Source organism: Parvibaculum sedimenti (genome assembly GCF_009184905.1).
In the GTDB taxonomy this organism is placed as follows: domain Bacteria; phylum Pseudomonadota; class Alphaproteobacteria; order Parvibaculales; family Parvibaculaceae; genus Parvibaculum; species Parvibaculum sedimenti.
Map to the genome: position 1 here is coordinate 196673 of NZ_WESC01000002.1, position 17489 is coordinate 214161.

Consider the following 17489-nt stretch of genomic DNA (forward strand, 5'->3'; position numbering starts at 1 on the left):
CCGTACAGAAATCAAATCACAGAAGATCCGAAATAGAGATCTCCTGCGACCCCGTCGGCAGCGTGATCATCATGCCGTCATAGCCGAGCCGTGTATCGCCCGCGCCCCGCGCTTCGTCGACGCCGCGAAGGAATATGTGCCGCATCAAGGCATTGGGAAGCGGCGGCACGACATGCGAATAGACAAGAAGCTTCACATGAGCCTCGTTGGCGATCTCCGCCGCCTCGACCGGCGAGGTGTGATAATTGATCGTGTCGCGCGCCATTTTGGCGAGACGGTGAATGCCTGCGTTATCGAGCCCCGCCGCAATATTGCGCACCATCTCGACATTGAGCGCCTCATGCACCAGAAGATCGGCATCCTTCGAAAATACCGCGACATTATCGAACTTCTTCGTGTCGCCGGAGACGACGGCGACGCGGCCCAGATATTCGATCCGGTAGCCGATGGCCGGCTCGACCGGATGATGATTGACGAGAAAGGCCGAAATCTTGAGCCCATCCTTGTCGAAGACGGTAACGGACTGGCCGAGATCCGGCTTCGGGATTTCATGCGCTATGATGCGCGCCCCTTCGGGCGCGAGATAATCCGTCCCGTGATGGACGATGCGAAAGCCGGAGTCCGAATCATAGGCCATCGCGAACCCCCGCACGACATCCGCCGTACCGCTGACGCCATAGGCGTCGCCCTCGATATCGAGCGGCGCCTTGATCTCCTGCGGCCTCCCGGGGCCGAAAACCTCGAGAGGCACCTTGCGTCCAGCAATCCAGCTCTGGACCGCAAACTCCCCGAGCGCGCCGATATGGTCGGAATGGAGGTGCGTCAGCAGCACGGTGTCGATGGCTGAGGCAGGCAACCGCGTCTGCGCGAACTTCGCCCAGGAGCCTGGACCTGTATCGATGATGACGATGTGTCCGCCCGCAACGACTGCTGTGCAGGCATTGGCCCGCGACGGATCCGGCATGGGCGACCCCGTGCCGCACAGCACGATGTGGAGCCCCTTGTCCGTCAGCAAGGCACCGCGGTCGTTCGCGGCGAGCCTACCTGCAATGACGCGCCTCGTAATGCCGTCCTGCAATGACGGCACTGTCCAAACGGCCGCAAAGACCGCCAATCCCAGCGCCACCACGACCGCCGCGAGCACTGCAGCAAACCTTGCCTTGCGTCCCATGACCCTCTCCCCTAAATTAATGGTAAACATTAATTTGTTTTCACCTGCCGATCAAGCCCGTATCCAAACGAAAGCGGGCGGACATTTCTGTCCGCCCGCATGATGCACCCTGCTCTGGAAGCGGGGATAAGCTCAACGAAGCCGCCTGATCGATGAAATCTTGTCGTTGAAACCCATCCGGTCGAGATTGGCGATGCGCCCGTCGACGGTAACGCAGCGCCCGCGATAGCGGATATGCTCACAAACCTCCCAGACGCCATCACTGACATCGATGCTCGAGATTCGGTCGTTGATTCCATACCGCCCCAGATCCGGCACGTCGCCGCTGAAGCTCATGGATCCGCCCGAGAAGCGGAAATCCTGAAAGACCGTGATGCCGCCGGCGCGATCCCGCGGCCCCGGAGAAGGATAGCCGCCACCATAGCCACCGCGATCGTCGACCCGCCTGATCGACGATACCTTGTCGTTGAGGCCGATCTCCCGGAAGTCGGCGACATCGCCGTCGACCACGATGCAGCGTCCGCGATAATGGACGTGCTCGCAAATCTCCCAGGCGCCGCCCCGTACCGAAATGCTCGATGCAGCATCATTGATGCCGAGTTCACCGAGGTCCGGGACGTCGCGGTCGATCCTGACGGCGCCGCCGCCGAACCTCTCATGCTGATAAAGCACGGCAGCGCCCCGTGCCTCGGCGAGGCCGGGAAGCACCATGACCATCACGACAACTGCCGCAAGGGCCTTCGCACCGATCTTCAATTTCATGGATTCCCCGTCCCTCATGTCCTGTGAGCCAGCTTAACGCGCCGACATCGCTCCGCAAAGTCGCGCCCGCTTTCCGGAAACAAAACGGGCGGACATTTCTGTCCGCCCGTTCGGCAAGCGAAGCTCGAAAGCTTCGGGATTATTTCTTCTTGCCCTTCGGCGCGGCGCCCTTGGCGACGCTCGGGTCGATCTTCTTGCAGGCATCGATGAGGCCGACGACCGAGTCGACCGACTTCTGGAAGGCCTTCTTTTCAGCGGCATTGAGCTCGATCTCGACGATGCGCTCGACACCACCCTCGCCGATCACGACCGGCACGCCGACATAGATATCCTTCTGGCCATACTCGCCGTCGAGATAGGCGGCGCAGGGCAGAACGCGCTTCTGGTCCTTGAGGTAGGCTTCGGCCATCTGGATGCCGGAGGCAGCAGGCGCATAGAAGGCCGACCCTGTCTTCAGCAGGCTGACGATCTCGGCGCCGCCGTCACGCGTACGCTGAATGATCTGGTCGAGCTTTTCCTTCGTCGTCCAGCCCATCTTGACGAGATCGGGGAGCGGGATGCCAGCAACCGTCGAATAGCGCGGCAGCGGAACCATCGTGTCGCCATGACCGCCGAGCACGAAAGCCGTTACGTCTTCAACCGAGACCTTGAACTCTTCGGCGAGGAAGTAGCGGAAGCGCGCCGAGTCGAGAACACCGGCCATGCCGACGACCTTGTTGTGCGGCAGGCCCGAGAACTGGCGCAGCGCCCAGACCATCGCGTCGAGCGGATTGGTGATGCAGATGACGAAGGCGTTCGGCGCATACTTCGCGATGCCTTCGCCAACCTGCGCCATGACCTTGAGGTTGATGCCGAGAAGATCGTCGCGGCTCATGCCCGGCTTGCGCGGCACGCCGGCGGTCACGATAACCACATCGGCGCCCTTGATGCCCTTGTAGTCGTTCGCGCCGGACAGCGCTGCATTGTAGCCTTCGACGGGCGAGGTTTCGGCGAGATCGAGCGCCTTGCCCTGGGGCAGGCCTTCCGCGATGTCGAAGATGACGACGTCGCCGAGCTCCTTGAGCCCCGCGAGCAGAGCAAGCGTGCCACCGATCTGACCGCCGCCGATAAGTGCGATTTTCTTCCGAGCCATTTGAAAAGCCTCCGGGTGTCTTTGCAGGTGGATCGGCGGCCGTCCCGGCCGGATCGCGCGCCGCGAGGTTGGGTTATCGGGGATGCCTAGTAGCGTGAATCAGCACATTTCGCAATGAAGGCAGCCCAGCATCGACGAAAATTCGTCGATTCCGCACTGGCAAGGATCGCACCTCTCCTTTGTCGCGTTTGTCTCGCCGACAACAAATTTCGGACTGACGCGGAAAGCCCCTCCGGGGAGGCACAACCGGAAATCGCTACAGCGCACCACGGCCACGCCGCCATCAAGCCCCCCGCGAGGAATTCGCAAGATGCCGTTTCCCTTGGCGCTGCCCATGCACTTACCCCTTGACTTCGATGTGTTTCGATATATCTTTTCATCGATAGTAAGATATATCTAAATACATCGAGGTAAAAATGTTCAGACATTTCATGAGAGGCCACAGGCATGAGCACGGCCGTGGCGGTTGGGGCCAGCGGGATCGCTACGGTTTTGGCGAGCGTCGCGGCGGCCGTCGTGTTCGCGCCTTCGAGCAGGGTGACCTGCGTTTCGTCATCCTGAAGCTGATCGCGGACGAGCCACGCCACGGCTACGACATCATCAAGGCGATAGAGGAAACCTTCGGCGGCAATTATTCCCCGAGCCCGGGCGTCGTCTATCCGACGCTGACAATGCTCGAGGATCAGGGCTTCGCGACCGTGACACCCGGCGAGGGGTCGAAGAAGCTCTACACGCTTACAGCCGAGGGCCGCGCCTTTCTCGACGACAACAAGGCAACCGTCGATGCGATCTTCAAACGCATGGATGAGGTAAGCCGCCGCTTCCGTGGCGGACCAGCGCCTGAAATCATCCGCGCTGTCGAGAACTTCCACACCGCGCTGAGGTTGCGCTTCGACCGGGGAACGCTCGCGCAGGAAGAGGTCGCGGCCATCGCCGAGGTCATCGATGTCGCCGCGGCGAAAATCGAACGTAGTTGAAGAAGGACGAACCAATGTCTCGCTCCCTCGTTCCCGATGCCGTTGCCGGCTATGTCACCTCCCTCATCGCCGCCGAAACCGATGCACAGAGGCGGCTGCGTGCGGAAACCGCCAGACTGCCGATGGCGATGATGCAGATCGGCGCCGATCAGGGAGCGTTTCTCACCTTCCTTGTCGGTGCCATTGGCGCGCAGCGCGCGATCGAGATCGGCACCTTCACCGGCTACAGCGCCATCGCGATTGCTCGCGCGCTGCCGAAAAGCGGCCAGCTTCTGTGCTGCGACGTCAACGAGCAATGGACCGCCATTGCACAGCGTTACTGGAACGAGGCGGGCCTCGACAAACGCATCGAGCTGAAGCTCGCCCCCGCGCTCGATACGCTCGAAGCGCTGATCGGCAAGGGCAAGGAAGGAAGTTTCGACTTCGCCTTCATCGATGCCGACAAGACAGGCTACGATGCCTATTACGAGGCCTGCCTGAAGCTTCTGCGACCCGGCGGCGTGATCGCCCTGGACAACATGCTCTGGGGCGGCGCGGTGACCGACCTGAAGATCAATGACAAGGACACGGTCGCGATCCGCGCTCTCAACGAGAAGATCGCGAACGACGCCCGCGTCGACGCCTCGCTCGTCACCATTGGCGACGGCGTCATGCTTGCCCGCAAGAAATAGGGATTAGTCCGCCGCGCGCAGGCTCAGATAGTCGGCGCTCTGCATTTCCATGAGCCGCGACACCGTGCGCTCGAAGGCGAAAGCGCCATCGCCCTTGGGATAAAGCGCCGAGGGCTCGGCAGCCGCCGAGATGATGAGCTTGGTCTTGGCCTCGTAAAGAGCATCGACCAGCGTTACGAAACGCTTGGCCTCGTTGCGGCGCTCCGGACTCATCGCAGGAACATCGTCGACAAGAACGGCGTGGAATGACTGCGCGATCTTGATGTAGTCGGCGGCACCAAGCGGCTTCGCGCAGAGATCGTTGAAGGAAAACCGTGCGACGCCATGCGCCGCTTCCGGCACTTCGACGGCGCGTCCCTTGAGCGCCAGCGTCGTCGGATGACCGTGTGGCACATCCGCAAGCTTCTGGAAGGCGCGGTTCATGGCCGCGCGCGATTGCGGTCCGAGCGGCGAGTAATAGACCGGGAGGCCCATCATGCGATCGAGGCGATAATCGGTGTCGCTGTCGAGATGGACGACATCCATGCGTTCCTTCACGAGATCGATGAAGGGGAGGAAGCGCTGGCGGTTAAGTCCGCCCGCATAAAGATCGTCCGGCGCAATATTCGACGTCGCAACCACGACGACACCGAGATCGAAAAGCTGCGTGAAGAGCCGGCCCAGAATCGAAGCATCGGCAATATCCTGCACCTGGAATTCGTCGAAGCAGAGCAACGCCGCTTCCCTGGCGACCTCTTCTGCGACGGGCGGAATGGGATCGCCGCCCTTCACCACGCCCGCCTTTTCGCGCTGACGCCACTGAAAGATGCGCTCATGCGTTTCGAGCATGAAGGCATGAAAGTGGACGCGGCGCTTGTGGCGCACACGCACATGCTCGAAGAAGAGATCCATGAGCATCGATTTGCCGCGCCCGACGCCGCCCCAGATGTAAATGCCTTCCGGCGGCGTCACGGGCTTGCTGAAGCCGAGACGGGCAAGCGGACCGACCTTCTTGCCGGGCTGCCAATGCGCGAGCTCATCGGCCAGATGCTGCAAGCGTTCCGCCGCGCGCGCCTGCGCGGCATCGGCGGCAATTTCGCCGTGCTCCACCCTCTGACGATAGACGATGAGCGGCCCCTTCATGATGCCCACGATCCGCGCCTCTGCGTTGCCCGATCGGAAGGAACGCGTTTGTCGTGTGCGTTAGCCGTCATGATCCATTCACTCGATCGCCCGCGGGAAAACGCCCGCCGATCCCGCGCCTTCAACTCGCCCTACTTACCCTGCAAGACGCGCGCCGGGCAAGGCAGGCGGCCGCCAATCCACTGACTCCGTTCCTTTTTTCGACAAAAACATGTGCTTCTTGTGGCGTTGCAGAAAATAAATGGCATTCCATAAGTCGTTTCGCAGTAGCGCTTGGCAGCCATTCGACTAGCATTCGCTTGGATCAGCCGGGGATTCGTCCCGGGCGATCTGGCGGGAACCGGCGTTTTTGTCCGGACCGCTTTGCCAATCCGACCGAAGAAAACAGGTCAGAGGAATTTTCGAATGTCCAACACCGTGAAAGTCATCATTGCAGTTATCGTCATCGCCCTGGTGGTGATCGTCGGCTTCAGGCTCACGAACAAGCCCGCCCCGACGGAGACGACGGCCCCCGCGACCACCGAAACGGCTCCGGCCGAGACGCCCGCGCCGGCCGAATCCTCGGCTCCGGCTGAGTCCACGGCTCCCGCCGCTCCGGCTGAGTCGACCGCTCCGGCCGCGCCGGCCGAACAGGCTCCGGCGACCCCGGCCGCTCCGGCCCAGTAAGAACGACGGCCTCTGGCCAGTCGCAACCCGCGCGCCGCAAGGTGCGCGGGTTTCTTTATGCTGAAAAACTCCTGCGCCAGCGGAGCGCCACACGCACGAGCAGGATCAGCACCGGAACTTCGACCAACGGTCCGATAACGGTGGCAAAGGCGACCGGCGAAGCGATACCGAAAGTCGCGATGGCAACCGCGATTGCCAGTTCGAAATTGTTACTGGCTGCCGTGAAGGAGAGCGATGTCGTGCGCTCGTAATCCGCGCCGAGCATCTTGCTCATCGCGAAGCTGATGCAGAACATGATGACAAAATAAAGCGATAGCGGCACGGCGATGCGGAGCGCATCAAGCGGCAGCGCGAGCACGGCATCGCCCTTCAGCGCAAACATCACGAGAATGGTGAAGAGCAGCGCGACAAGCGTAACCGGCGCGACGCGCGGCACGAAAACCTCGTCATACCAATCCGCGCCAAAACGCGGGCGGAGAATACGCCGCGTCACAAATCCCGCCGCGAATGGCAGTCCAAGATAGACGAGCACCGCACCCGCGATCAGCCAGAAGGACACCGCGATCACCTGCCCCTCGAGACCGAAGAGCGGCGGCAGCACATTCAGGAAAAACCACGCATAGAGACTGAAGAAGAGGAGCTGGAAAATGCTGTTGAAGGCTACCAGAGCCGCCACATATTCCGCGCTTCCCCTTGCCAGCTGATTCCAGACGATAACCATGGCGATGCAGCGCGCAAGACCAATGAGAATGAGGCCGGTCATATAGGCAGGCTCGTCGCGCAGAAAGATAACGGCCAGCGCAAACATCAGCGCCGGACCGATAAGCCAGTTCTGTATGAGCGACAACGCGAGAACCTTGCGATCCTCAAAGATGCGCGGAAGCTCCTCATATTTCACCCGCGCCAGCGGCGGATACATCATCAGCACGAGACCGATGGCGATGGGAATATTCGTCGAGCCTATGGAAAGCCTGTCGAGCATCGCCGGAACGCCCGTGAAGAACGTTCCCACGGCGATACCCGCCGCCATGGCGGCGAAGATCCAGAAGGTCAGATAACGATCGAGAAAGCCGAGACGCGACGGCGCCTTTTCCTGAGGAAACGCCATCAGTCCGCACCGGCTGGACTGTTTCCGCCGAGTTCGTCGAGCTTGCGCTTCAGCGCCATCCCCTCAAGGCTGCGGAGCGGCAAGCTCGTGAAGAGATCAATGCGGCGACGAATCTGCATGAAAACGTCGACGAATTTGCGCCTGATCGCATCTTCCGACCCGGTCATCGCCGCCGGATCCTCGAAAGGCCAATGCGCGCTTGTCGGATGGCCGGGCCATATGGGGCATACTTCACCCGCCGCGTTGTCGCAAACAGTAATGATGAAATCCATCTGTGGCGCGCCGGGAACGGCGAACTCGTCCCATGATTTTGAGCGCAGGCCCTCTACCGGAAGGCCCGCCGAGCGCAGCACTTCGATGGCATAGGGGTTCACCCTGCCGTTCGGATGGCTTCCCGCGCTGAAAGCACGGAAGCGCCCCGCGCCATGCGCGTTGAGATAAGTCTCGGCAAGGACGCTACGCGCGGAATTGCCCGTGCAAAGAAAGAGCACATTGTAAATCTGATCCGACATGAAACTCACCCACAGCAGGAAGGCGTTGGCTTCGCCGCGGCAACTATCTCCGCCTTCGGCGCGGAGCAGCCGCAGACCGATGCGTCGTCGCCCATGTCGAGCTTCTCGAGCAGCGGGCCAGTGCCGAACTCCTCCATCACATGATGCGTATAGAAGGCTTCCCAGCGGACGCCGTCGGGATCGGCGGTCCAGCTCTTCTCGGACTTCGCATAGCAGCAGGTCGTCATGCCTTCCGGCAGATAGGGCGCTTCGGCCTCTTTCAGCCGCTCGAAAATCGGATCGAGCTCGGACGCGCTCTCGACCTGAATGCCGGCATGGCCAAAGCCCTTGTCGCCGGAAAGCGTCTCGACGACGAAATTGACGCGCGGATCTTCGAGCATCCACTTCGCATAGCCTGGACGGCGCACCGTCGGCTCCTCGCCGAACAGCGTCGAATAGAATGCGACTGATTTTTCAAGATCGGCGACGCCGAAGCTCACATGCAATCTCTTCATCACGCACACTCCTTTTTGCGTTGACCTGCCCGGTTGCCAACCGTGCCACAGGCACCCTGACAGCAATCTTCGAGCAGGAATTCGGTGAGGCCGCGCATGGCCGAAAGATCGGCCTTGTAGACGATCGAGCGCCCGTCGCGCCGCGAGGTCACGAGCCCAGCATGGGCGAGTTCTTTCAGATGAAAGGAAAGCGTCGCGGGCGGAACGTCGAGCGCCTCGGCGATGTCGCCCGCCGCAAGCCCGCCCTCCCCCTCCTTCGGGGAATGGGCACGAACGAGCGCGCGGTAGATCGCGAGGCGGGTTTCCTGGGCGAGCGCCGACAGGGCGGCTATGGCGGCTATGGCGGCTTCTGATTTCATATTTCCAATATTGTGGAAATATGAAATAGAGTCAAGGCCCTCCCGTTCACCGGCGGTTCAGCTTTGCCGTGCAATCCTTCAATCGTCGGCATTGACGTTGACACCTCGGCTGAGCCCCGGCTGCGCTTGTCGCCCCGGCCCATCTCCAGCCACAGAATGTGCGGCCCGCGTCTCCCCCCCTTAGGCGCGGGCCGTTTCATGTCTGCCCGCCGCCTTTGCGTAAAGCGCCGTCCGGGTGCAGCATGGAACCGAACATTCGGGAGGATTTCACATGCTCCGCCTTGCCACCGCCCTGGCTACCTGCCTGCTGCTCACCGCCTGCTTCATCAGCAAGGCGCCCCTCTTCGGCCCCGCCGAGGCCGACTACCCGATTGCGGCCGGCAGCCGCTTCGCTGTCTACAAGCTCGACGAAAACGGCAAGCGCATCGGCGACGCGCCACGCCATGTCACCATCACGCGCAAAGGCGCGGACTATCTCTATACGGTCGATGGCGAGGACCCGGTGGCCGGGTTGATGGACGATATCGGCAATGGTGACTTCATCGCGCTTGGCCGCGGCGAGAAGCCCGACGATGCGGTGATGTATGGGCTCTTCCGCAGAAAGGGCGACGGCTGGCTGCGCTACTCGCCCAATTGCAGCGACTTCGCCCGTGTTGCCGCGAAACACGGCCAGAGCCGCGAGACGTTCAACATCACACCGAGCGGCAATGACTGCGCCTTCTCGACCTATGCCGACCTCAAACGCGCCATGGCGGCGCTGGTCGAATATTCCGCGCCGGACAATGAGTATGTGAAGGAGTGAGCGCTAGTCCTTGCTCAGATGCGCGAGCGAGGCGCCGTTCGCTTCCCAGTTCCCGCCGTCGAAAGGACGGATTTCGACATGGCCGAACTCCGCGCGGTCGAGGCAGCGGAAATTGACGCTCCAGCCATCCGGATTGGAGCGCGGCACATAAAAGGGTTTGACGCCGCAGACAGAGCAGAAGAGGTGCTTCGCCGTACCCGTGTTGAAGGTGTAGGCGGTGAGCTTGTCCTCGCCCGACAAAATGCGGAAGCGCGAGGCCGACACGATGAGATGCAGGAAACCCGTCTTCGCACAGATCGAGCAATTGCAATCGTCGATCACGACGTCGTCCGGTGCCTCGACCTCGAATGTGACGGCGCCGCAGTGGCAGGCGCCCTTATGCCAGTGTCTTTCGCTCATGCGTGGATTATGCGCGTCGAATGATTGTCGACAAGCCCATCTCACAAACAGGTGTCATCCGGGCCTCGTGCCGGGATCACAGCAGAGACGCCGGTCGCGGTCACAAACAAAAAGGCCGCTCGATGAGCGGCCTTTTCAACTTCGATATCCGAACGATCAGGCGCGATCGACCATCATCTGCTTGATCTCGGCAATCGCCTTCGCCGGGTTCAGACCCTTCGGGCAGGCCTTGGCGCAATTCATGATGGTGTGGCAGCGATAGAGCTTGAACGGGTCCTCAAGGCGGTCGAGGCGTTCATTCGTCTGCTGGTCACGGCTGTCCGCAAGCCAGCGATAGGCCTGAAGCAGCGCGGCCGGACCGAGATAGCGGTCGCCGTTCCACCAGTAGGACGGGCAGGACGTCGAGCAGCAGGCGCAAAGAATGCACTCGTAAAGGCCGTCGAGCTTTTCGCGGTCTGCGGGCGACTGCGTCCATTCCTTCTTCGGCTCTTCGCCCTTGGTCTGCAGCCAGGGCTGCACATAGGCGTGCTGCGCGTAGAAGTTGGTGAGATCGGGGACGAGGTCCTTCACCACCGGCATGTGCGGCAGCGGGTAGATCTTCACGTCGCCGCCAATCTCGTCGATGCCCTTTGTGCAGGCCAGCGTGTTCGCGCCGTCGATGTTCATCGCGCAGGAACCGCAGATGCCTTCGCGGCAGGAGCGACGGAACGTCAGCGTCTGGTCGATCTCGTTCTTGATCTTGATCAGCGCGTCGAGAACCATCGGCCCGCACTTGTCGAGATCGACCTCATAGGTGTCGATGCGCGGGTTCTGGCTGTCGTCGGGCGACCAGCGATAGATGCGGAAACGCTTTACGCGCTTGGCACCCTCCGCCTTGAAGGTCTTGCCTTCGGTGGGAACGGAATTTTTCGGCAGTGACAATTGGACCATGATCGAACCCTTCGCGCGTCAGTACACACGCGCCTTCGGCTTGATGTACTCGATTTCATCCGAGAGCGTGTAGGCGTGGACGGGGCGATAGTCGACGGAAGGAGCGCCCGTCTTGGTGTCAACCCAGCACAGCGTATGCTTCATCCATTTCTCGTCGTCGCGGTTCGGGAAATCCTCGCGGGCATGCGCGCCGCGGCTTTCCTCGCGGCCGACAGCGCCCTCGACGGTCGCGATCGCCTGAACGATGAGATTGTCGAACTCCAGCGTCTCGATGAGATCTGAGTTCCAGATGAGCGAACGGTCGGAGACGCGAATATCCGGAATCTCCGAGAACACGTCGGCGATGCGCTGCTTGCCCTGACGAAGCGTTTCGCCGGTGCGGAACACGGCGACGTCTTCCTGCATTGCGCGCTGCATCTTGAGGCGGAGCGCGGCGGTCGGGGTGTTGCCCTTGGCATTACGGAAATGGTCGAGGCGCGCGATCGAGTTCTCGCCCGCGTCCTTCGGCAGTTCGGGCTTCGCCTTGTCCTTCAGAAGCTCGGCGGCGCGGATGCCGGCGGCGCGTCCGAAGACGACGAGGTCGATGAGCGAGTTGGAGCCCAAGCGGTTCGCGCCGTGGACCGACACGCAGGCCGCTTCGCCGATCGCCATCAGGCCCGGCACGACCGTGTCCGGATTACCGTCCTTCAGCGTCAGCACTTCGCCGTGATAATTCGTCGGAATACCGCCCATGTTGTAGTGGACGGTCGGCAGAACCGGGATCGGCTCCTTCGTGACGTCGACGCCCGCGAAGATGCGCGCCGATTCCGAAATGCCGGGCAGGCGCTCATGCAGGATCTTCGGATCGAGATGATCGAGGTGAAGGTAGATGTGGTCCTTGTTCGGGCCCACGCCGCGGCCTTCGCGGATTTCGATCGTCATCGCGCGGGAAACGACGTCGCGCGAGGCGAGGTCCTTCGCCGACGGCGCATAACGCTCCATGAAGCGCTCGCCAGCCGAGTTGACGACATAGCCGCCTTCGCCGCGCGCGCCCTCGGTGATGAGGCAGCCCGCGCCGTAAATGCCGGTCGGGTGGAACTGCACGAACTCCATGTCCTGGAGCGGCAGGCCGGCGCGCAGCACCATCGCATTGCCGTCGCCCGTGCAGGTATGGGCCGAGGTCGCCGAGAAGAAGGCGCGGCCATAACCACCAGTGGCGAGAATGACGATGCTGGAACGGAAGCGGTGAAGCTCGCCGGTCGCCATGTCGAGGGCAACGACGCCAACGCACTTGCCATTGTCCATGATCAGGTCGATGGCGAAATACTCGATGAAGAATTCCGCATTGTGCCGGACCGACTGGCCATAAAGCGTATGCAGCATCGCATGGCCGGTACGGTCGGCGGCGGCGCAGGTGCGCTGCGCGATGCCTTCACCGAAATTCGTCGTCATGCCGCCGAAGGGACGCTGATAGATCTTGCCGTCTTCGGTGCGGCTGAAGGGCACGCCGAAATGCTCGAGCTCATAAACGGCGTCAGGCGCATGGCGGCAGAGATATTCGATCGCATCCTGGTCGCCGAGCCAGTCGGAGCCCTTGACCGTGTCGTACATGTGCCAGCGCCAGTCGTCCGGCCCCATATTGCCGAGCGAGGCGGCCACGCCGCCCTGCGCCGCGACCGTGTGGCTGCGCGTCGGGAACACCTTCGTGATGTTCGCGGTCTTCAGACCGCGCTCGACGCAACCGAGCGTCGCACGGAGGCCGGCGCCACCGGCGCCCACCACCACCACGTCGAAGGTGTGATCGTTGAAGCTGTAACTCGCCGTCATGGGACTTGCTTTCGAGACGTGTTCAGAAGCCGATGAGAATTTTCAGCGCCGCATAGATGCTGCCGAGACCGACGGCGACGCAGAAAAGGATGTTGACCGTCTTGGCCAGCACATGGAGGAAGCTGCCATGCACGTAATCTTCGATGACCTCGTTCATGCCGATGCGCATGTGAGCGACGGTCGCGAGGATCGTGACAATGACAAGAAGCGAAACGATCGGATTGCCGAGATAGTGGCGCGCCGTTTCATAGTCGGTGCCCGAAAGCGCGAGGATCAGCGCGATCAGGAAAAGAGCGAGCGGGATGAGCGCCAGCGCGGACTTGCGCTGAATGCTGAAGGCGCGCGTCGCGGCCTTCACAGGGCTGTTGGAAGCAGAGGCGGCCATCAGAGCACCCCACGGAGTTTGAAGGCGACAATCCAGACGATGATCGTGGCGGCGAAGCCGAGAACCGCGGCGCCCCAGCTGATGAAATCAGCCTGGCGAAGCTCGAAGGCGCGGATGTTGTCCCACATCAGGTAGCGGATGCCGCTGAACAGATGGTGGAGAAGCGCCCAGGTGAAGCCGAAGAGGATGAGCTGGCCGAGCCAGGAGCCCGCGACCGACTGGAAGGTCGCGTAGGCGTCGGGGCCCATCGCCACGGAGAGAAGCCACGCCGCGAGCAGCAGCGTGCCTGCGTAAAGGCCGACACCGGTGATGCGATGGATGATCGACATCGCCATGGTGATGGTGAAGCGGTAAATCTGAAGGTGCGGCGAAAGCGGCCGCGCGGCCTGTCGCGTCTCTGCCATTCGAAGGTCCCCGAAATGGGTCAGCGGGTGGGGTTGTTGTCTGTTGTTTATCCCCTGCGCCCCCTGAACGCAAATGCCGATGCGGGTGCGGAATGACGATTTTCCAACGATTAATCCGTGAGAATCGCTCGCAATTCCTCCGGCGCAATCGAGGTGCGGAGAACGCTGCGTAATGATCCGCTGCCCCGGTGTGACCGTTCGCTAGCGCAATATTTCAGAGTGACAATCGAGGGGGTTCAAGCTGGGCTGAGACCGAAAGAGCCGGTCGGAACGCCGAAACCGATATCCAGCCAGTGCCAGAGGGTCGAATGCTCCACGCGGTCCACATGGGGCCGGGGCGCCAGCGTGCGCATCTCGAAATTCACATAGATGACGATGTGATCGGCTTGCGGGCGACCCCGGGAGATCGGCAGGATCGTATATTCGTAGGGCATGGTCGCGCCATCGGCGATCTGCGCCGGCGTGACCTGCCACAATCCGCAAGGCTGCGCGAGGCAAGCCATCACGCTGTCATAGGCGAGCGTCTTTATCGCCGGATCGACCAGCGCGAGATAGTCGAGCCCGGTCAGATCGGTCTTGAAGAAATCGAAAAATCCAGAGCCGACCAGCCGAAAAGGCAGAGACGCCTTGTTCGGGTCGGGCTCGATAATGGCGAACCAGCGGGCGAATTTCGCGAAACGCTTGAGATCGATGGCGCTGCGGTCGGGAAAGGCCTCATCGCCCTTCGCAACCCTCCAGGCCTCCTCAAAGGCAAGACTCTGCGCCGACCGTGCCATCGGCACTTGCGCAGAGGTTGAGCTTTCATCGGAATGTGAAGAGAACATCGGGCCGCCCGTCTAAATCACCATCAACTTAACGGGCGGCCCTGAATGAATGTTAAAGGCCCCTCCCGAACGCCTTATCGGCGCGGCATCAGCACCCAGTAGTCTAGATCGAGAATGACCCCTTCGGCATAGCCCTTTTCGAGCGGACCGGGGAAAGCGCCACAGGGCAGGTCCTTCGTCGCGATGGTCCGCAGCCGGAGGGCGCCAAGATCATCGCGTCCCTCAAGCGGCGCCTTGGCCAGAACTTCCGACCACGCAAAGACCGTATTGCCTGCAAAGCAGGGAGCAACATGGCGCCCGCCATTGATTGCAGCGACGAGCACGGCGTTGCCGAGCCCGTTGAAGCTGAGCGCACGGGCGAGAGAAATCACATGGCCGCCATAGATGAGGCGGCGGCCGAAGCGGCCCTGCCCCTCGGTGAACTGGTTGAAGTGCACCTTCGCCGTGTTCTGATAGAGACGCGTCGCCATCATGTGCTCGGCCTCTTCGATGGTGACACCATCGACATGGTCGATCTTCTCACCGGCCTCGTAATCATCCCAGAGATGGGGCGAGCCGGAGGCTTCCACGTCGAAGCCCCTGAAGCTCGTGCCCTGCGGCACGAAGAGGCTCGACGCATCGACGGCGGAGGCGAGCGCCGGCACTTTCGCCTCGGGCGCGGGCGATGCCTTGTCGCGCTTCCTGACCATCACCCAGCGCACATAGTCGATGACGACTTCGTCCCGCTGGTTGCGGCCGGTGGACCGCACATAGACGACGCCGGTCGCACCGTCGGAATTCTCCTTCAGGCCGATCACCTCGGAGACGGTCGAAAGCGTGTCGCCCGGAAAGACGGGGCGGTGAAAGCGGCACTCGGCATAGCCGAGATTGGCAACCGCATTGAGCGAGATGTCCGGCACCGTCTTGCCGAAGACGACATGGAAGGCCAGAAGATCGTCGATTGGCGACTGCTTGTAGCCGGCTTTTCGCGCCACCTCGTCGGAGGATTGGAGCGAGAAGCGCGAACCGAAAAGCGCCTGATAAAGTGCGCGGTCACCCTCGGTCAGCGTGCGCGGCGTCGCGTGGCGCAGAACCTGGCCGATCCTGAAATCCTCGAAGAAATTTCCCGCATTGGTCTTGGTCATGCTTCAAGCTCCGCAATGGCGTCGGCGATGGCGACTGTGCGCTTGGCGATTTCGGCATGGAGGATCTCCACCATGCGGCCATCGACCTTGAGCACGCCCTTGCCCTTGTTCTCGGGCAGTTCGAAAGCCTCGATGGTCTTGCGCGCGAAGGCGACCGTCTCCGGATCGGGCGAGAAGATGGTGTTGCAGGGCGCGACCTGCGAGGGATGGATCAGCGTCTTGCCGTCGAAGCCCATGTCGCGGCCCTGTTCGCAAATCGCGGCGAAACCTTCCTCGTTCTTGATGTCGTTATAGACGCCGTCGAGCGCAACGATGCTATAGGCGCGCGCCGCGATGATCGACAGGCCGAGCGACGTGAGCATGGGCACACGGTCCTGCGTATGCGCTGCGCGCAGCTCCTTGGCGATATCGTTGGTCCCCATGACCCAGGCCGTCATGCGCGAGCGCGGCTCGGCGGCCTTGGCGGCGATGGACTGGATGTTGAGGATCGCGAGCGGCGTCTCGATCATGCACCAGAGTTGCAGCCCCTCATGGGCGCCTGCCTGGGTCAGCGCCGTCTCGGCGCGGGCGACATCCTCGGCCGAATTGACCTTCGGCACCAGAATGGCGTCGGGCCTTGCGGCGACGGCAGCCTTGATGTCCTCAATGCCCCAGGGTGTGTCGAGGCCGTTCACGCGAATGACGATCTCGCGCTTGCCATAACCGCCCTGTTTGACGGCGGCCACCACCTGCGCGCGCGCCTCTTCCTTCGCGTCGGGCGCCACGGCGTCCTCAAGGTCGAGGATCAGCGCATCGGCGGGAAGCTCGCGCGCCTTCTCCATCGCACGGGCGTTGGAACCCGGCATATAGAGGACACTGCGGCGGGGGCGGGCGGTCACATCGGCCATATGATTTCTCCAAAGTCGGCGCTTTTCTCGCAAGAGCGAAGCGGACACTATAAACCTTGGGCGGCACTGTGAAGCGGTTTCCGGGGTGGGGCCATGAGGAGCAGGAATGGCGACGATCCTTTCCATCTCGAGCCAGGTCGTCTATGGGGCGGTCGGGAACACGGCCTCTGCCTTCGCCATGGAGCGCCTCGGCCATGAGGTCTGGGAAGTGCCCACCACCCTCCTCGCCCACCATCCCGGCTATGGCAAACCGGAAGGCGTGAAGCTCGCCCCCGACCTGATCGTGGGCCTCATCCGCTCGCTGGACGAGCGCGGTTGGCTCACTCGCTGTGATGCGGTCTTTTCGGGTTACCTCGCCGAAGCCGATCAGGCCGATGCCGTGGCCGAAGCGGTCGATCGGGTGAAGGCCGCCAATCCCGACGCGCTCTACCTCTGCGACCCCATCGTCGGCGACGGCACCGAACCCTATGTGAGCCGCGAGGTCGAGACGGCACAGGCCGTGCTTGCGAGAAGCGCGGACATCGTCACGCCGAACTGGTTCGAATTCTGCCGTCTTGCTGGCGAGACGCCCGCCGACATACGCGCCGCGATCCCGCTCGCGCGCAAGCTTGGCCCGAAACTCGTCGTCATCACCTCCGCGCCCGCGCCGGAAGGCCGCGTTTCCAGCGTCGCCGTCGAAGCCAAGCGCGCTTATCGCGCCGAGACAGCCTTCCATGGAGAAGCGAATGGCAAGGCCATGCCCAAAGGAACTGGCGACCTCTTCGCCGCTGTCTTCCTTGCAAGGCTTCTCAACGGCATCAACACGCCGCAAGCGCTTGCCCGCGCCGCGGCTTCCACCGCCGCTCTCGTCAAGTCGAGTGTCGAGGCAGGTCGCGCTGAACTCGCGCTTGCGCACGACCAGGCCATGCTTTCCGAGCCGGGACTATTGCCGAATATCGAGATAATCGGCTGATC

At 62.1% G+C, this 17489-nt stretch carries 21 protein-coding genes; 5 read left to right on the forward strand and 16 right to left on the reverse strand.

Translation table 11 applies throughout. The features are described from left to right. Positions 1–16: 16 nt before the first annotated feature. From F2P47_RS02735 to mdh, 3 genes are all read right to left on the reverse strand, one after another. Complete coding sequence (locus tag F2P47_RS02735; protein ID WP_185680910.1) at positions 17–1171, reverse strand: MBL fold metallo-hydrolase; 1155 nt, start codon at positions 1169–1171, stop codon at positions 17–19. A 132-nt stretch (positions 1172–1303) separates the two neighbouring features. Further along, positions 1304–1933, reverse strand: a complete 630-nt coding sequence (locus F2P47_RS02740) for a beta/gamma crystallin-related protein (protein ID WP_185680911.1) — start codon at positions 1931–1933, stop codon at positions 1304–1306. A 139-nt stretch (positions 1934–2072) separates the two neighbouring features. Then, a complete protein-coding gene (gene mdh, locus F2P47_RS02745; protein ID WP_152214628.1) occupies positions 2073–3065 on the reverse strand; it encodes a malate dehydrogenase in 993 nt (330 codons plus the stop codon). Positions 3066–3481: 416 nt separating this feature from the next. Between mdh and F2P47_RS02750 the strand changes: the two genes are divergently transcribed. Together F2P47_RS02750 and F2P47_RS02755 are read left to right on the forward strand one after the other, a co-directional pair. Further along, a complete protein-coding gene (locus tag F2P47_RS02750; protein WP_246176705.1) occupies positions 3482–4042 on the forward strand; it encodes a PadR family transcriptional regulator in 561 nt (186 codons plus the stop codon). A 14-nt stretch (positions 4043–4056) separates the two neighbouring features. Beyond that, on the forward strand, positions 4057–4713 hold the full coding sequence (locus F2P47_RS02755; RefSeq protein ID WP_152214629.1) for an O-methyltransferase: 657 nt from the start codon (positions 4057–4059) through the stop codon (positions 4711–4713). 3 nt (positions 4714–4716) lie between these two features. On the opposite strand, the gene zapE is transcribed toward F2P47_RS02755, so the two are convergent. Continuing rightward, positions 4717–5835 (reverse strand): cell division protein ZapE, encoded by a 1119-nt coding sequence (gene zapE, locus F2P47_RS02760; RefSeq protein WP_185680927.1) that lies wholly within the window; start codon positions 5833–5835, stop codon positions 4717–4719. A 405-nt stretch (positions 5836–6240) separates the two neighbouring features. Here zapE and F2P47_RS17575 point away from each other — a divergent pair, with 405 nt between their 5' ends. Then, positions 6241–6501: a hypothetical protein gene (locus tag F2P47_RS17575; RefSeq protein WP_185680912.1), complete on the forward strand. Its 261-nt coding sequence runs from the start codon at positions 6241–6243 to the stop codon at positions 6499–6501. 55 nt (positions 6502–6556) lie between these two features. Here the strand turns inward: F2P47_RS17575 and arsB are convergent, their stop codons facing one another. From arsB to F2P47_RS02785, 4 genes are read right to left on the reverse strand one after another with little or no spacing between them, the layout of a single operon-like run. Continuing rightward, the gene (arsB, locus tag F2P47_RS02770) at positions 6557–7609 is read right to left on the reverse strand and encodes an ACR3 family arsenite efflux transporter (protein ID WP_152214630.1); all 1053 of its coding nucleotides are present in this window, start codon (positions 7607–7609) and stop codon (positions 6557–6559) included. Then, positions 7609–8121 (reverse strand): arsenate reductase ArsC, encoded by a 513-nt coding sequence (locus F2P47_RS02775; RefSeq protein ID WP_152214631.1) that lies wholly within the window; start codon positions 8119–8121, stop codon positions 7609–7611. Before F2P47_RS02775 ends, arsB begins: the two co-directional genes overlap by 1 nt. 5 nt (positions 8122–8126) lie before the next feature. Further along, positions 8127–8615, reverse strand: coding sequence for an ArsI/CadI family heavy metal resistance metalloenzyme (locus F2P47_RS02780; protein WP_152214632.1), 489 nt, complete (start codon positions 8613–8615; stop codon positions 8127–8129). Further along, complete coding sequence (locus F2P47_RS02785) at positions 8615–8974, reverse strand: ArsR/SmtB family transcription factor (protein ID WP_152214633.1); 360 nt, start codon at positions 8972–8974, stop codon at positions 8615–8617. Before F2P47_RS02785 ends, F2P47_RS02780 begins: the two co-directional genes overlap by 1 nt. Before the next feature lie 271 nt (positions 8975–9245). Here F2P47_RS02785 and F2P47_RS02790 point away from each other — a divergent pair, with 271 nt between their 5' ends. Continuing rightward, positions 9246–9776 (forward strand): hypothetical protein, encoded by a 531-nt coding sequence (locus F2P47_RS02790; protein ID WP_152214634.1) that lies wholly within the window; start codon positions 9246–9248, stop codon positions 9774–9776. A gap of 3 nt (positions 9777–9779) precedes the next feature. On the opposite strand, the gene F2P47_RS02795 is transcribed toward F2P47_RS02790, so the two are convergent. The 8 genes from F2P47_RS02795 to F2P47_RS02830 all read right to left on the reverse strand — a co-directional run bounded on the left by F2P47_RS02795 (position 9780) and on the right by F2P47_RS02830 (position 16535). Next, positions 9780–10175: a GFA family protein gene (locus F2P47_RS02795; RefSeq protein ID WP_152214635.1), complete on the reverse strand. Its 396-nt coding sequence runs from the start codon at positions 10173–10175 to the stop codon at positions 9780–9782. Positions 10176–10331: 156 nt separating this feature from the next. Next, positions 10332–11105 carry a succinate dehydrogenase iron-sulfur subunit gene (locus tag F2P47_RS02800; RefSeq protein WP_152214636.1) on the reverse strand — a complete coding sequence of 258 codons (774 nt, stop codon included), beginning with the start codon at positions 11103–11105 and terminating at the stop codon, positions 10332–10334. A gap of 18 nt (positions 11106–11123) precedes the next feature. After that, positions 11124–12911: a succinate dehydrogenase flavoprotein subunit gene (gene sdhA, locus F2P47_RS02805; protein WP_152214637.1), complete on the reverse strand. Its 1788-nt coding sequence runs from the start codon at positions 12909–12911 to the stop codon at positions 11124–11126. Positions 12912–12933: 22 nt separating this feature from the next. Continuing rightward, a complete protein-coding gene (gene sdhD, locus F2P47_RS02810) occupies positions 12934–13296 on the reverse strand; it encodes a succinate dehydrogenase, hydrophobic membrane anchor protein (RefSeq protein ID WP_152214638.1) in 363 nt (120 codons plus the stop codon). Next, entirely contained in the window at positions 13296–13700 is a 405-nt protein-coding gene (gene sdhC, locus F2P47_RS02815) for a succinate dehydrogenase, cytochrome b556 subunit (protein ID WP_152214639.1), read from the reverse strand. Before sdhC ends, sdhD begins: the two co-directional genes overlap by 1 nt. A gap of 236 nt (positions 13701–13936) precedes the next feature. Further along, positions 13937–14476 carry a PAS domain-containing protein gene (locus F2P47_RS02820; RefSeq protein WP_185680913.1) on the reverse strand — a complete coding sequence of 180 codons (540 nt, stop codon included), beginning with the start codon at positions 14474–14476 and terminating at the stop codon, positions 13937–13939. A gap of 122 nt (positions 14477–14598) precedes the next feature. Next, positions 14599–15648 (reverse strand): MaoC family dehydratase, encoded by a 1050-nt coding sequence (locus F2P47_RS02825; RefSeq protein WP_152214641.1) that lies wholly within the window; start codon positions 15646–15648, stop codon positions 14599–14601. Next, on the reverse strand, positions 15645–16535 hold the full coding sequence (locus F2P47_RS02830; RefSeq protein WP_152214642.1) for an HpcH/HpaI aldolase/citrate lyase family protein: 891 nt from the start codon (positions 16533–16535) through the stop codon (positions 15645–15647). Before F2P47_RS02830 ends, F2P47_RS02825 begins: the two co-directional genes overlap by 4 nt. A gap of 106 nt (positions 16536–16641) precedes the next feature. Here F2P47_RS02830 and pdxY point away from each other — a divergent pair, with 106 nt between their 5' ends. Next, positions 16642–17487, forward strand: a complete 846-nt coding sequence (gene pdxY, locus F2P47_RS02835) for a pyridoxal kinase (protein ID WP_152214643.1) — start codon at positions 16642–16644, stop codon at positions 17485–17487. Positions 17488–17489: the final 2 nt, after the last annotated feature.

Excerpts from the sequence above, each read along its gene's own strand:
- F2P47_RS02785 (WP_152214633.1), bottom strand. The coding sequence starts at position 8,974 with ATGAAATCAGAAGCCGCCATAGCCGCCATAGCCGCCCTGTCGGCGCTC.
- F2P47_RS17575 (WP_185680912.1), top strand. The coding sequence starts at position 6,241 with ATGTCCAACACCGTGAAAGTCATCATTGCAGTTATCGTCATCGCCCTG.
- F2P47_RS02825 (WP_152214641.1), bottom strand. The coding sequence starts at position 15,648 with ATGACCAAGACCAATGCGGGAAATTTCTTCGAGGATTTCAGGATCGGC.
- pdxY (WP_152214643.1), top strand. The coding sequence starts at position 16,642 with ATGGCGACGATCCTTTCCATCTCGAGCCAGGTCGTCTATGGGGCGGTC.
- sdhC (WP_152214639.1), bottom strand. The coding sequence starts at position 13,700 with ATGGCAGAGACGCGACAGGCCGCGCGGCCGCTTTCGCCGCACCTTCAG.
- F2P47_RS02735 (WP_185680910.1), bottom strand. The coding sequence starts at position 1,171 with ATGGGACGCAAGGCAAGGTTTGCTGCAGTGCTCGCGGCGGTCGTGGTG.
- sdhD (WP_152214638.1), bottom strand. The coding sequence starts at position 13,296 with ATGGCCGCCTCTGCTTCCAACAGCCCTGTGAAGGCCGCGACGCGCGCC.
- F2P47_RS02820 (WP_185680913.1), bottom strand. The coding sequence starts at position 14,476 with ATGGCACGGTCGGCGCAGAGTCTTGCCTTTGAGGAGGCCTGGAGGGTT.
- F2P47_RS02775 (WP_152214631.1), bottom strand. The coding sequence starts at position 8,121 with ATGTCGGATCAGATTTACAATGTGCTCTTTCTTTGCACGGGCAATTCC.
- F2P47_RS02740 (WP_185680911.1), bottom strand. The coding sequence starts at position 1,933 with ATGAAATTGAAGATCGGTGCGAAGGCCCTTGCGGCAGTTGTCGTGATG.
- arsB (WP_152214630.1), bottom strand. The coding sequence starts at position 7,609 with ATGGCGTTTCCTCAGGAAAAGGCGCCGTCGCGTCTCGGCTTTCTCGAT.
- zapE (WP_185680927.1), bottom strand. The coding sequence starts at position 5,835 with ATGAAGGGGCCGCTCATCGTCTATCGTCAGAGGGTGGAGCACGGCGAA.
- sdhA (WP_152214637.1), bottom strand. The coding sequence starts at position 12,911 with ATGACGGCGAGTTACAGCTTCAACGATCACACCTTCGACGTGGTGGTG.
- F2P47_RS02790 (WP_152214634.1), top strand. The coding sequence starts at position 9,246 with ATGCTCCGCCTTGCCACCGCCCTGGCTACCTGCCTGCTGCTCACCGCC.
- mdh (WP_152214628.1), bottom strand. The coding sequence starts at position 3,065 with ATGGCTCGGAAGAAAATCGCACTTATCGGCGGCGGTCAGATCGGTGGC.
- F2P47_RS02780 (WP_152214632.1), bottom strand. The coding sequence starts at position 8,615 with ATGAAGAGATTGCATGTGAGCTTCGGCGTCGCCGATCTTGAAAAATCA.
- F2P47_RS02800 (WP_152214636.1), bottom strand. The coding sequence starts at position 11,105 with ATGGTCCAATTGTCACTGCCGAAAAATTCCGTTCCCACCGAAGGCAAG.
- F2P47_RS02830 (WP_152214642.1), bottom strand. The coding sequence starts at position 16,535 with ATGGCCGATGTGACCGCCCGCCCCCGCCGCAGTGTCCTCTATATGCCG.
- F2P47_RS02795 (WP_152214635.1), bottom strand. The coding sequence starts at position 10,175 with ATGAGCGAAAGACACTGGCATAAGGGCGCCTGCCACTGCGGCGCCGTC.
- F2P47_RS02755 (WP_152214629.1), top strand. The coding sequence starts at position 4,057 with ATGTCTCGCTCCCTCGTTCCCGATGCCGTTGCCGGCTATGTCACCTCC.
- F2P47_RS02750 (WP_246176705.1), top strand. The coding sequence starts at position 3,482 with ATGTTCAGACATTTCATGAGAGGCCACAGGCATGAGCACGGCCGTGGC.